The following is a 12,271-nucleotide window of genomic DNA, read 5'->3' on the forward strand; positions in this document are numbered from 1 at the left end:
CCATCCCCACTCCTCAGCTCTGGAACATTCCTTACCGCCCGGAATGAGCGGTTCCAGACCAAGGAAAACCCGGAAAAAGCCCCGTTTAGCCTTTCTTGACGGCATCCCTACGGCGGGGTCCTGATTCTTGACGCGATCCATACGCGCCACGTCGGGACAGCCCGATTCGGCCCGGCTCAGCCCACGTGGACGTGCGGCCGGCGTTCCAGGTCCGGCTCCGCCTGGCGCAGCACCTCCCTGGTCAGCGGCGGTACGTCCCCGCCGCCGAAGACCAGGTAGCGCAGCATCGCCACGACCGGATTGCCCTCGGTCCAGTGGAAATAGATGTGCGGCACCGAGCCGGTCCGGTCGCGCAGGTGGAGCAGGAGCGCCGCGAGCGAGTTGGGCACGGCCGAGCTCTCGATGGTGAGGATGCGGTGGCCGTAGCGTTCCTCGCCCTTGACGTGCAGTTCGGTCTCGAACTCGGAGGCGTCCGGGACCGAGACCTCCACGAACAGGACCGGCTCCGAGCTGCGCAGGCGGTGGTTGAGCCAGGTCTCGCGGAGTTTGTCGTGGTACTCGTCCTGGTCGCGCTGGTGGGGCTCGTTCGCGATCAGGTGGAGGTCTCCGCAGGCGTCGTTGACGTACTGCTCGGCCAGCGGGTCCAGGCGCACCTCGGTCACGCGCAACTCGGTGGAACGGGTGGCGCGCGAGATCAGCGAGGTGACGACGATGGCCGCGATGAAGAACGAGGCGATCTTCACGCCGTCGGGCCGCTCGATCACGTTGTCGACCAGCGTGTAGACCAGCACCGCCGTGATCACGGCGAAGCCGGCCGTGGCCCGGTGTTGCCGCTTCTTGCGCGCCGACAGGGTGACCGCGACGGCCGCCGACAACATGAGCACCAGCACGCCGGTGGCGTACGCGCCTCCCTGGGCATCCACGTCGGCGTCGAAGATGATCGTGATCGCGAACGCGATCACGGAGAACACCAGCACCAGCGGCCGGACCGCGCCGGTCCACTCCGGCGCCATGCCGTAGCGGGGCAGGTAGCGCGGAACCAGGTTGATCAGGCCCGCCATGGCCGACGCCCCGGCGAACCACAGGATCGTGATGGTGGAGACGTCGTAGACGGTGCCGAACCAGTCGCCCAGGTAGCCGTGCGCCAGATAGGCCAGGGCCCGGCCGCCGGCCCTGCCGCCCTCCTCGAACTCCTCGTGCGGGATCAGCACGGTGGTGACGAAACTGGAGAAGATCAGGAACACGCTCATGATCAACGCCGCGACCGTGAGCATCCGCTTGGTGCCCTTGACCCGCTGCCCGACCTCGCCCTTGACCACCGGCATCACCGCCACGCCGGTCTCGAACCCCGACAGGCCCAGCGCCAGCTTGGGCATCACGAGCAGCGACAACCCGATCATGGTGAGCGGGCTGCTGAAGTCGAGGCTCAGGGCACGCTGCCAGTCCACGACCACCTGCGGCGCCTGGACGACCCGTACGACGGCGGTGGCGACGACGACCGCGTTCAGGCCGAGATAGACGAGGACGAGCAGCACCGCGATGCCGATCGCCTCGCTGAAGCCCATCAGGAACACCCCGCCGAGCCCGGCCAGCAGCACCAGCGTGACGATCACCCGCCGGCCGGCCAGGAAGTCGGGCACGAAGGGGTTCTCCAGGATGTGCGCCGTGGCGTCGGCCGCCGACAACGTCATGGTGATGACGAAGTCGGTCGCCGCGAACCCGAGCAGCGCCAGCACGAAGAACTTGCCCCACCACTGCGGGGCGAGCTTCTCCAGCATCGCGATCGAGCCCTGGCCGTACGGGCTCTCGGCCGCGACCCGGCGGTAGACCGGCAGCGCGCCCAGCAGGGTGAGCGCCACCAGGAAGAGCGTGGCCAGGGGCGACAGGAACCCGGCGGCCAGGGCGGCGATGCCCGGCTGGTAGCCCAGGGTGGAGAAGTAGTCGACGCCGGTCAGGCACATCACCCGCCACCACGGGTGCTTGACGTGGGGGCCGTGCTCGATCTGCCTGCGGTCGGTCTGCAGGCCCTGGAGGAGCCAGGAACGCAGTGTTCCTTCCGTAGCCGCCGGCCGTTTCGCCAGCACCATTTCCGGTTGTCCCTCCGTCAAGGCGGCGTAAATACGCATCGCACCCTACTGACGGTTTGGGGCGGTTTGGCTGGGTTGAGGCGTCAAGAAAACGTATGGATGCGTATGTGTGCGTGGGACGGCGGCACCCGGGGTCAGGTGAGGGTGATCAACGCCACGAGGGCGATCAGGGCGAGCAGCACCACCGCCTCGGGCCGGATCCGCGTCACGGTCCCACCGCCTCGGGCCGGGTCCGGGTCACAGGCCCACGTCCCGGCGCAGGAGGTCGTCGATGTCCTCGCGGCGTACCACGACCCGTGCCGCGCCGTCCGCCACCGCGATGACCGGCGGGCGGCCGGTCAGGTTGTAGGTGGAGGCCATCGAGTGGTGGTGGGCGCCGGTGGCCGGCACCGCGACGACGTCGCCCGGCCGGACGTCCGCGGGCAGCGCGACGCTCTCGGCGATCACGCCGCCCGCCTCGCAGTGGTGCCCGGCCAGGGTGACCTGCCGGGCGGGCGCGGCCGACCGGCGGCCGACCAGGCGGGCGGTGTAGCGCGCGCCGTACAGGGAGGGGCGCGGGTTGTCGCTCATCCCGCCGTCCACCGCGACGAAGGTGCGGGTGAGGGTGTGCTTGACCGCGATCACCCGGTACAGGGTGAGCCCCGCCGGGCCGCTGATCGACCGTCCCGGCTCGATGACCAGCAGGGGCATGGGGAGGTCCAGGGCCGCGCAGCGGTCCCGCGTCGCCTTGAGCACCGTCCCGGCGAACGCCTCGGGGGTCAGGCCGCGCTCGTCCTCCAGGTACGCGATCCCCAAGCCGCCGCCCAGGTCGAGCTGGGGGAGGACGATCCCGTACGTGTCCCGTACGTGGGCGAGCTGCTCCACCATGACCCGGGCCGCCCGCTCGTACGGCTCGGCCGCGCGGATCTGGGAACCCAGGTGGCAGTGGAGGCCGACCAGACGCAGCTCCGGCCGGGCCAGCACTCTGGACACGGCCTCGGCCGCGTCCCCCGAGGCGATGGACAGGCCGAACTTCTGGTCCTCGCCGCCCGTACGGATCGCCGTATGGGCGCCTGCCTCGACGTCCGGGACGACGCGCAGCAGGACCTGCTGACGCCGGCCCGGCGGGATCAGCGCGGCGAGCCGGGTGATCTCGGCGAGGTTGTCGACGACGATGCGACCCACGCCGTACTCGACCGCCTCCAGCAGTTCCCGAGGGGTCTTGGCGTTGCCATGGAAGACGATTCGCTCGGCCGGGAAGCCGGCCGAGCGGGCGACGGCCAGCTCGCCGCCGGAGCACACGTCGAGTCCCAGCCCCTCCTGGCGGATCCAGGTGGCCATCGCGCGGCACAGGAACGCCTTGGCGGCGTAGAGGATGTCGGCGTCCGGCAGCGCGGCGCGGAAGGCGCGGCAGCGTTCGCGTACGTCGGTCTCGTCCATGACGTACGCGGGGGTGCCGTGGCGTTGCACGATGTCCATGAGGGGCACGTCCCCGGTGCGGGCGACCGGCCGGAGGCGGGTGGTGGACGACCAGGGCTCCGCCGTCTCCTGCCCCGCCCGGTCCTGCTGGAGGACTCCCGCCTGGTCCTGCTGGAGGACTCCCGCCTGGTCCTGCTGGAGGAGGCACATCATGCCACCTGCTTCGCCGCGGGGCCGTTCATCGTGCCCGCGGGATCGACGACGACGCCGGTGACGTCCAGGCCGGCGATCATGCTCCGCAACGCCGGAACCGTGAGCACCACCCACCGTTCCTGCGGCCCGAGCACCTTGGCCAGCTTGAGCGGCGAGGAGAAGGCCACCGCCGTCCGCTCGCCCGACGCGGTACGGAACAGCCGCAGGCCCATGGCGTACGCGCCCGCCCTGACGGGGACGAAGAATCGAGGTTCTGGCATCTGTTTCCTTCCAGCGAAAAAGCCGAACAGGAAAGACGCTAGAACCGTCTCCAGCGATACTCTGCGATCACTACGCGATTCAGACGCGGACCTCAGGAATTCTGACGTGACATTGACGCCGTCCCCGTACGGACGGGCCCGAACAGGCTGCCTGCCCGCGAACGCGACAACACCGGCAGACCTCCGGCGAACCCGAGAGCGAGGAACACGAGCGCCCGCACCACGTCGGCGCTCGCGAAGGTCAGCTCCCCGGCGCCGTTGACCAGGAAACCCGTGGCGAAGAACCAGCTCATGACCGCGGTGGCCGGCCCGGCGACCGCGCTGCGGGACCAGAACGAGTAGATCGGGACGACCGCGCCCATCACGACGACCCGGAGCGTGACCGCGTCGCCGGGCAGCACCAGGGACACTGCGGCGCAGGCCGAAACAGACAACACGAACCCGCCCACGATCAGAAATTCCAGCGGCCGACTCGTCCGCATGATCCCTCCGTTCCAGATGGAAATGCTCATACAGCAAAACGCATTCATCGGCGGCGGGGAACTTTTCGATATGACATCACTACGGCTTCGGTACACGCGCTTACGCGATATTGATGCCGGCGTTCCGGCCGGGCATCGTGTCGTTCCGCGACAGTGACTCCCTGCACGAGGACCTCTTCGGCGGGGCGATCGACCTGGGCGCGGTCGCGCGCGGCGAGCCGACCGGCGACGACGACCACGACGGCGGGTTCCCTGGGCTCAGCTGGGACCGATGGCCGGTCGATCACGGCCGCTCGGTGCGGTTGTACGACGAGGGCGCACCGTGCCCGGGGCGGACCTTGCACGGGACTCGCTCCGCACGGCGGCCGGCTGGGCGAGGTCGACGGCGACGAGGTGATGGGGATGGTGCAGTGGCTTCAGCGGGTCCGTACCGACGGAACCCTGTTCGGCGCGATGAACAAGTAGCGAGCCCCCGGCGGGCCACCGGATGAACGTTTCACTGTCTGTGTGACGTTCGTGCTGGTCGCCGGAGGCTTGAGCAGGGCGATCTTGCGGTCGTCAGGGGCTCCGGCGTGCAATTCACGGTGGTCGCTTCTCACACAATCCGACCCTTCATGAGGGGAGAGCTGGTGCGTCGCAGAATCACCGCCTTGGCGCTCGTCGCGGTCACCGCCCTGGCGCCTGTCCTGGCCACGAGTACGCCGGCACACGCCACATCCACGCTCCAGGTCGTCTACACCAACCTGCCCTATGACATCTGCGTCTCCTTCGGCCGGTCGGGCCAGGAGAACGGACGCTGGCAGACCTGGTGGTGCAGCACGCACTATCCGCAGAGCTACCCGGGGTCCTACACCTACGATCTGTGGGCGTACGTGGACTGACGCTCTCAGGTGAAGTCCTCGCAGCGGGTCTGTCCGCCGGTCGGGACGGTCACCCGTACGTCGTCCACCTCGATGCCGCGCTTGGCGGCGGTGGCGGCGGCGATCGTGCATACGATCTGACCGGTCGCCGTCCGCGACAGGCGGGAGACCGGTGTCGAGGCCCCCTTGGTCAGGGTGAACCCGTCGTCGGTCACCCTGACGGCCAGGTTCTTGGGCAGGGTGGTGTCGATGGAGCGTTCGCGTTCTTTCGAGGTGGGGCCGCCGGTGAGCAGTTCGACGGCTTCGGCGGCTTCCAGCGGGCCTTCGGGGCGGCCGACGGAGACGAGGCGGTCGTCCTGCACGAAGTACAGGCGGGTGCCCTCGATGAAGCCGCGGGCGGGCTCCCCGGCGCCGATCACAGCGGTGGGACCGACCCCGCAGGCCGTGCAGCCGACCAGAAGCAGGACCAGGGTCAGGACCGGAGGCAGGGGTGGAAGCAGGGCCGGGGGCCGGGCTCTCATGGGTGCTTCTCCGAGGGGCGGGTGGCGGGTGGGCCGGTTCTTCGGAGGGTGAGGGTGAAGACGGCGCCGGGGCCCGGGGCGACGGTCAGGTCGCCTCCGTGCAGGAGGGCGTTCTCGCGGGCGATGGCCAGGCCCAGCCCGCTCCCCTCGGACCGCGTACGGGCGGCGTCCGCCTTGTAGAAGCGCTCGAAGACGTACGGGAGCACGTCGGCGGGCAGGCCCGGCCCGTGGTCGGCGACCTCGACGGCGACGGTCTCGCCGGTGGCGCGCACCCGTACCGTGACGGGCGGCGTGCCGTGCCGCAGCGCGTTGCCGACGAGGTTGGCGACGATGACGTCCAGGCGGCGCGGGTCGAGGGGGACGATGACGTCCGGCGGCAGGTCCGCGCTGACGGCGGAGCTCCAGCCGCGTGAGCGCAGGCACGCGGCGACGGCGGCGCCGAGGTCCACGTCGTCGAGGTTGAGCACGGCGGCTCCGGCGTCGAAGCGGGAGATCTCCATCAGGTCGTCGACGAGCCTGGTGAGCCTGGTGATCTCGGCGGTGACCAGCCGGGCCGCCGCGCCGGCGTCGGCGTCCAGCCGGTCGGCGCCGGCTTCGAGCACGTCGGTGACGGCGGTGGCGGTGGCCAGCGGGGTGCGCAGCTCGTGGGAGACGTCGGCGACGAACCGCCGTGACCTGGCCTCCAGCTCGCGCAGCTCGCCCACCGAACGTTCGAGCGCCGCGGCGGTCTCGTTGAACCGTCCGGCCAGCCGGGCCAGCTCGTCGCCGCCGCGTACGGGCAGGCGGGTCTCCAGGCGCCCCTCGCCCAGCCGCCGGGCCGCGTGGTCCAGGTCGGCGACCGGACGCAGCACGCCGCGCGCGGCCAGCAGCCCGGCCAGCACCGCCACCAGCACGACGGGGACGGCGGCGGCCTGCGCGGCGCGCAACACGGCCGTCTCGTCGGACGCGGCCTGCGCCAGCGACTCGACGAGATAGACGGTGATCCCCGACGGCGTGCCGCCCGCGATGAGCATGACCCGGCTGCCGGCCACCAGGTACGGCACCCCGTCGCGGGTCACGCGCTGCCAGGCCAGCGCCGGCCGGCGCAGCACGTCCGCGCGCAGTTCGGCGGTGACGCGGGCGTCGCTGGGCACGGCGCCGTCCCGGACGACGTACACCTTGCGGTCGCCCACCTCAAGGTCCTCGGCCAGCAGCGCGAGCTCCTCGTCGGTGGCCGGTACCGCGACGTCGCGCGACAGCAGCAGCACCCGGTACCTGAAGTCGTCGAGCAACCGGTCCTGCACTCCGGACAGCAGGTTGTGCCGGGCCACGTAGTAGGTCAGCCCGGCGGCCCCCACCGCGCTCAGCCCGCCCACCAGCACGAACGTGATCACCAGCCGGGCCCGCAACCCCCGCAACCAGGTCATACCGGCCCGAAGCGGTAACCGAATCCGCGCACGGTCTGCACGTATCTCGGCTCGGCCGGCACGTCCTCGATCTTGGCGCGCAGTCGCTGCACGCACGCGTCCACCAGCCGCGAGTCGCCCAGGTAGTCGTGCTCCCACACCGACTCCAGGAGTTGCTGCCGGTTGAAGACCTGTCCGGGCGCCGCCGACAGGTACAACAGCAGCCGCAACTCCATCGGCGGCAGCGCGACCTGCCGTCCGTCCCTGCTCACGGTCAGGGAGGCGCGGTCCACGCGCAGCGCGCCGTACGTCTCCACCGGCGAGGGCACGCTGTCGGTACGCCGCAGTACCGCCCTGATCCGGGCCTCCAGCACCTGCGGGCGCACCGGTTTGACCACGTAGTCGTCCGCCCCGGCCTCCAGGCCGCCGACCACGTCGAAGTCGTCGCCCCGCGCGCTCAGCATCACGATCGAGGTGGAGGTGGTCGCGCGGATGCGCCGGCAGACCTCGAACCCGTCGATGCCCGGCAACATGAGGTCGAGCACGACCACGTCGGCGGCGAAGCGGGCGAGCCGTTGCAGCCCCTCCTCGCCGGACGCCGCCGACGCGACCTCGTGGTCCCGGCCCTTGAGGGCGAGCGTCAGGGCCTCCCTGACGTTCGGGTCGTCTTCGATCAGGAGCACGCGAGCCATGCGGTCCAGTATCGACGGCTCCGACGTGCGATTTGTCCGGCTTTGAAAGCTATTACAGGTTCATGACATGTGGCAGATGGCCTGCTTACAGAGAGACGCCATGGTGAGGGCCGATCACGGACCTGTAGGAGGACATGTGTTCATCACCAAGCGGCGCCTCGCCGTCCTGGCCGCCGTTCCCGCCCTCGCGCTGAGCGCCGCGTGCGGCGCCCAGAGTTTCGCCAGCACGTCGAGCTCCGTCCCGAGCGCCGCCACCGCCACCGCCGCCGCCGCCAAGCCGAGCTGGCACGAGACCGCCGTGAAGTTCGCCGGCTGCATGCGCGAGAACGGGATCGACATCCCGGACCCGGTCAAGGGCCAGGACCTCGACACCAGCGCCGTCACCAAGGTCACCCAGGCCAAGCTCGACGCCGCCATGAAGGCGTGCAAGGAGTGGGACTCGGCGATCCTCGGCGGCTCCGAACCGTCCTCGCCCGAGGACGAGGCCAAGTTCGCGGCGTGGGCCCAGTGCCTGCGCAAGGGCGGCGTCTGGCAGCCCATCGGCAAGGACGAGACGAGGCCCGCCGGGTTCAAGGGGGTCAAGCCCGGTTCGGCCGCCGAGAAGCAGGTCTTCGAGGGCTGCGACTCCCTGCGCCCGCCCGCGCCGTACGAGGAGAACTAGCCGCCCCGTACGAGAACCGGCCGCCCGCGTTCCCGCCTGGCCATGCCCTCCCCTCGACGTCCGGGGGGAGGGTTGGCGGGAACGCGGGTCCGGCCCGGCGACACGGGGGCCGGGCCGGACGGGCGGCGGTTCATGAACCGGCGCGTCCGGGGCCGAGGAAGCGGTGGATCACCGCGGCCACGCGCTCGGGGCGCCCGCGCTGGGCGGCGTTCGACGTGGCGCTGTGGTCGAGCCCTTCCAGGAGCGTACGCCGGGCGTGCGGCAGGATCCGTTCCAGCCGCTCCAGGGCGGCACGCAGGTAGGCGGGGCTCTTGCTGCCGGCGAGCAGCAGCACCTCGGGCCGTACCGTCCTGTACTCGGTCAGGTCGCCCGACGCTTCCGCGGCCAGCTGGATGTCCTGGCGCAGTGTCGGGGCGAGCTCTTCGAACGTCGGCGCCCCGCCGGGCGCGGCGTCCTTGCCCCCGCCCTTCAGCATCAGGCCGGTCAGCAGTTCGAGCACCCGGCGCGGCATGACCTGGAAGATCGGCGGCCCGAGCTGGGCGGCCTTCATGCCGGTGACGAGCGCCGCCGCGGTCCGGCCCGCGGCGAGTTCCCGGTCGAGGCGCGACAGGCCGGCGGCCGGGGCCGAGCCGTCGGTGAAGAGCGGCGGCTCGAAGACGACGGCGCTGTCCAGGTCGGGGCGGACGAGCAGGGTGCGCAGCGTGATGATCGCGCCCGAGCTCACGCCCGCGACGTGGCGTGCGCCGGTGGCGTCGATCAGCGCCGCCAGGTCCTCCACCTCGCGGTGCAGGCCGTAGCCGGGGCCGACGGGGCCGCTGCGGCCCCGGCCGCGACGGTCGGGCAGGTAGCAGGTGAAGTCCTGCGACAGGGCCTCGGCCAGTTCGAGCTGGCTGTCTCCCGTCTGCATGGCGCCGTGCAGGATCACCAGGCCGGGGCCGTGCCCGATCTCGCGGTAGCCGATCGTGGTGCCGTCGGCCGACGTCACCGAGCCGATGGTGGTCGTGGTCATGATGGCTTCCCTTCGTTGCGGTACGGGAAGGGAGCCCGGCTATCGTTGTTCGCGGTATCTCGTGGCCGGGGCTCCGCTTCGCGGTTTCTTCGGTTCCCGAGGTCTCCCGGCGGTGGTGTTCCAGCACCGCCGCCGGGATCTTTCACTCTTGGGTCAGGTGGAAGGCGCGCCAGGCGTCCAGGTCGGGGAACGTGCCCTCGGACAGTTCCGTCAGCAGCGAGCGCACCCAGGCGGCCTGCGCCTCCAGCATCGCCAGCGCGTACTCCGACTCGATGAGGAAGAGCCTGGGCACTTCGCCCTGCTCCTCCGCCAGGGCCCGGCGGGCGTCCTCGATGCGTTCCGCCAGCAGGTGCGAACGCTGCCGTAGCAGCGTCGCGACCTCGTCGGGGCGCAGGCCGCCCATCACCGACAACCCGGCCTCGAACGACGACGGCTCCCGCTGCGGGGTGGACAGCAGTTCGCGGGTCCAGTCCTCGGCCTCGCGGCGTCCGGCTTCGGTGACGCGGTAGACGGTCCGTTCGGGGCGGGCGCCCTGCCGGCCGCTCTCCACCGCTTCCAGCAGTCCGTGTTTGGCGAGGTTCCGTACGACGGTGTAGAGCGAGCCCCACTTGATGGGCATGTCCTGGTCCTTGCCACGGGACCGCAGTACGGAGGCCATCTCGTAGGGATGCATCGGCCGCTGTACGGCGATGGTGAGCACGGCCAGCGCCAGCAGATTCCCCACCGGTCGCCGCTCGGCCATCCTCGTCACCTCCTCACTCGCACACGATTACTCGTAGACGAATATACGTACGCGAGCATCAGACCGCAAGATGCGGCCGTAGCCTTGCGGTCATGATCGAACGGGTGAGGGTCGCGGTGGTCGGCGTCGGCAACAACGTGTCCGCGCTGGTGCAGGGGATAGCGCTGTACCGGGCGTCAGGGAGTGTGGCCGGGATCCGCCGGCCGGTGCTGGAGGGGCTGGGGGTGGGCGACGTCGACTTCGTGGCGGCGTTCGCCACCTCGCCGGAGAAGGTCGGGCGGGACCTGTCCGAGGTGATCTTCCTGCCGCCCAACAACTATCCGCGGATCATCGGCGAGCTGCCGCTCTCGGGCGTCACGGTGTGCCGGGGCATCACCGACGCCGCCGACGGCGCCGAGGTGGACCGGGTGGCCGCGGAGCTGGCCGGTGCGGAGGTCGTGCTCTATGCCGCTCCCAGCGGCCGGCCGGAGACGGCGCTCGCCTACGCGGAGGCGGCGCTGCGGGCCGGGGCGGCGTTCGTCAACACCACCTCCGACCCGGTGGCCCGCGATCCGCAGGTGCTGGACCGCTTCGCCGCGGCCGGGCTGCCGCTGCTCGGCGACGACCTGACCAGCCAGTTCGGCACCTCGATCGTCCATCACGCGCTGCTGCGGCTGCTGGAGGAGCGCGGGCTCACCCTCACCAGCTCCTACCAGGTCAACCTGGGAGGAACCGAGGACTTCCGCAACCTGGTCGAGCACGGCGAGGGCAAGATGCGGTCCAAGCTCAACGCCCTCACCTCGCTAGGGGAGGCGCCCGACCTGGTGGAGGTCGCCCCGCTGGGATACCTTCCGCACCTGAAGTCGCACAAGGTGGCGCACATCAACATCGAGGCCCAGGCGTGGGGCGAGACCACGGTGTCCCTCGACGTGAAGCTGAAGGTGCACGACCCCAGCGGCGCCGCCGGAGTCAACATCGACCTCATCCGCATGGCGGCCGGCGCGTCGCGGCAACACCGTGGCGGTCACCTCGACGAGGCCGCGTCGCTGCTGAAGTCCCCTCCCGGCACCGCCGTCTGAACTCCGGGTCAGAAGTAGTCCGCCGGCCAGTGTGCGGCGTTCGCGGCCCCGACCACGGGCGCCGGGTCGGCCAGGAGCGTACGGGCCATCCCCGTACGGTCCCGCTCCGGCGTGACGGCCGAGAACAGGGACGGCAGGGCCGGATCGTGCCAGGTCAGCCGGGCCCTCCCGGAACGGACGCGCCTGGCGCCCGCCTCGGCGGCCAGGGCGGCGAGCACCTGGGGCAGGTCACCGGCGACCTCAAGCACGTCGAGCACGCCGCCGTCCCAGCGTACGGCCGCGTACCCGGCGTCACCGGCCAGCAGTTCGACCGGCTCGCCGTACCAGACCGGCACCCGCTCGCGCCAGTGCGCCGCGTCCCGTACGGCGGTCAGGGGACGCCGTGCGTTGTGCCGTTCGTGCAGGTCCCGCAGGACGGCCGCGTCGCGCGCGGCGACCCTGCGCAGGCCCGGCCCGGAAGGGGTGGCGGGGCGCAGAGGGCCGGAGACGGTCTGGAGTTCGAAGGTGGTCCACTCCTTGTAGACGCCGGGCGTGCCGGTGAACAGCAGTGACCACGCGCAACCGTCGGCCGTCATCGCCTCGGCCGCCAGCGCCAGCAGCCGCCGGACGTGCCCGCGGCCCCGGACCGACGGGTGGGCGGCGACGTTGGCCACCCCGCCCACCAGCACCTCGCCGCCCAGGCCGTCGTGGACCCGGCGCGGGAGGTAGTACACGCAGGCCGACACGTCGTCGGTCACGAACGTCCGGTCGTACCGGCCGGGGTCGGTCTCGTACAGGGGGACCACGTGCGGGGCGTCGAAGCAGGTGGCCCACAGGGTGTACAGCGCCTCGCGGTCGCCGGGTCGCGCGGTGCGCAACGTCGTCATCGCGTCCTCCTCAAAAAGCGCGTCGGCATCCCCGGAA

At 71.2% G+C, this 12,271-nt stretch carries 13 protein-coding genes; 3 read left to right on the forward strand and 10 right to left on the reverse strand.

Annotated features, from left to right (window positions below):
- Positions 1–176: 176 nt before the first annotated feature.
- The 4 genes from IEZ27_RS23000 to IEZ27_RS23015 form a co-directional block, all read right to left on the reverse strand.
- Positions 177–2,087: an APC family permease gene (locus IEZ27_RS23000; RefSeq protein WP_189649130.1), complete on the reverse strand. Its 1,911-nt coding sequence runs from the start codon at positions 2,085–2,087 to the stop codon at positions 177–179.
- 237 nt (positions 2,088–2,324) lie between these two features.
- On the reverse strand, positions 2,325–3,698 hold the full coding sequence (gene lysA, locus IEZ27_RS23005) for a diaminopimelate decarboxylase (RefSeq protein WP_229824250.1): 1,374 nt from the start codon (positions 3,696–3,698) through the stop codon (positions 2,325–2,327).
- Complete coding sequence (locus IEZ27_RS23010) at positions 3,695–3,958, reverse strand: SAV_915 family protein (RefSeq protein WP_189649131.1); 264 nt, start codon at positions 3,956–3,958, stop codon at positions 3,695–3,697. Before IEZ27_RS23010 ends, lysA begins: the two co-directional genes overlap by 4 nt.
- 92 nt (positions 3,959–4,050) lie before the next feature.
- Positions 4,051–4,440: a hypothetical protein gene (locus IEZ27_RS23015; RefSeq protein WP_189649132.1), complete on the reverse strand. Its 390-nt coding sequence runs from the start codon at positions 4,438–4,440 to the stop codon at positions 4,051–4,053.
- A 629-nt stretch (positions 4,441–5,069) separates the two neighbouring features.
- Here IEZ27_RS23015 and IEZ27_RS23020 point away from each other — a divergent pair.
- Entirely contained in the window at positions 5,070–5,321 is a 252-nt protein-coding gene (locus tag IEZ27_RS23020; protein WP_189649133.1) for a hypothetical protein, read from the forward strand.
- A 5-nt stretch (positions 5,322–5,326) separates the two neighbouring features.
- Here IEZ27_RS23020 and IEZ27_RS23025 read toward each other — a convergent pair whose 3' ends face one another.
- Genes IEZ27_RS23025 through IEZ27_RS23035 form a run of 3 tightly spaced genes read right to left on the reverse strand, consistent with a single transcriptional unit; the run spans position 5,327 to position 7,898 of the window.
- Entirely contained in the window at positions 5,327–5,821 is a 495-nt protein-coding gene (locus tag IEZ27_RS23025) for a GerMN domain-containing protein (protein WP_189649134.1), read from the reverse strand.
- Positions 5,818–7,227 (reverse strand): sensor histidine kinase, encoded by a 1,410-nt coding sequence (locus IEZ27_RS55005; RefSeq protein WP_189649135.1) that lies wholly within the window; start codon positions 7,225–7,227, stop codon positions 5,818–5,820. The genes IEZ27_RS23025 and IEZ27_RS55005 overlap by 4 nt, the downstream gene beginning before the upstream one ends.
- Positions 7,224–7,898 (reverse strand): response regulator transcription factor, encoded by a 675-nt coding sequence (locus IEZ27_RS23035; protein ID WP_125636062.1) that lies wholly within the window; start codon positions 7,896–7,898, stop codon positions 7,224–7,226. The genes IEZ27_RS55005 and IEZ27_RS23035 overlap by 4 nt, the downstream gene beginning before the upstream one ends.
- A 136-nt stretch (positions 7,899–8,034) precedes the next feature.
- Here IEZ27_RS23035 and IEZ27_RS23040 point away from each other — a divergent pair, with 136 nt between their 5' ends.
- Positions 8,035–8,559 carry a hypothetical protein gene (locus tag IEZ27_RS23040; protein ID WP_189649136.1) on the forward strand — a complete coding sequence of 175 codons (525 nt, stop codon included), beginning with the start codon at positions 8,035–8,037 and terminating at the stop codon, positions 8,557–8,559.
- Positions 8,560–8,689: 130 nt separating this feature from the next.
- Here the strand turns inward: IEZ27_RS23040 and IEZ27_RS23045 are convergent, their stop codons facing one another.
- Together IEZ27_RS23045 and IEZ27_RS23050 are read right to left on the reverse strand one after the other, a co-directional pair.
- Positions 8,690–9,568 carry an alpha/beta fold hydrolase gene (locus tag IEZ27_RS23045; protein ID WP_189649137.1) on the reverse strand — a complete coding sequence of 293 codons (879 nt, stop codon included), beginning with the start codon at positions 9,566–9,568 and terminating at the stop codon, positions 8,690–8,692.
- Between the two features lie 142 nt (positions 9,569–9,710).
- The gene (locus IEZ27_RS23050) at positions 9,711–10,310 is read right to left on the reverse strand and encodes a PadR family transcriptional regulator (protein ID WP_189649138.1); all 600 of its coding nucleotides are present in this window, start codon (positions 10,308–10,310) and stop codon (positions 9,711–9,713) included.
- A gap of 92 nt (positions 10,311–10,402) precedes the next feature.
- Between IEZ27_RS23050 and IEZ27_RS23055 the strand changes: the two genes are divergently transcribed.
- Complete coding sequence (locus IEZ27_RS23055; protein WP_189649139.1) at positions 10,403–11,368, forward strand: inositol-3-phosphate synthase; 966 nt, start codon at positions 10,403–10,405, stop codon at positions 11,366–11,368.
- Positions 11,369–11,376: 8 nt separating this feature from the next.
- Here IEZ27_RS23055 and IEZ27_RS23060 read toward each other — a convergent pair whose 3' ends face one another.
- On the reverse strand, positions 11,377–12,234 hold the full coding sequence (locus IEZ27_RS23060; protein ID WP_189649140.1) for a GNAT family N-acetyltransferase: 858 nt from the start codon (positions 12,232–12,234) through the stop codon (positions 11,377–11,379).
- Positions 12,235–12,271: the final 37 nt, after the last annotated feature.

The organism is Nonomuraea spiralis (assembly GCF_014648435.1).
Classification (GTDB): domain Bacteria; phylum Actinomycetota; class Actinomycetes; order Streptosporangiales; family Streptosporangiaceae; genus Nonomuraea; species Nonomuraea spiralis.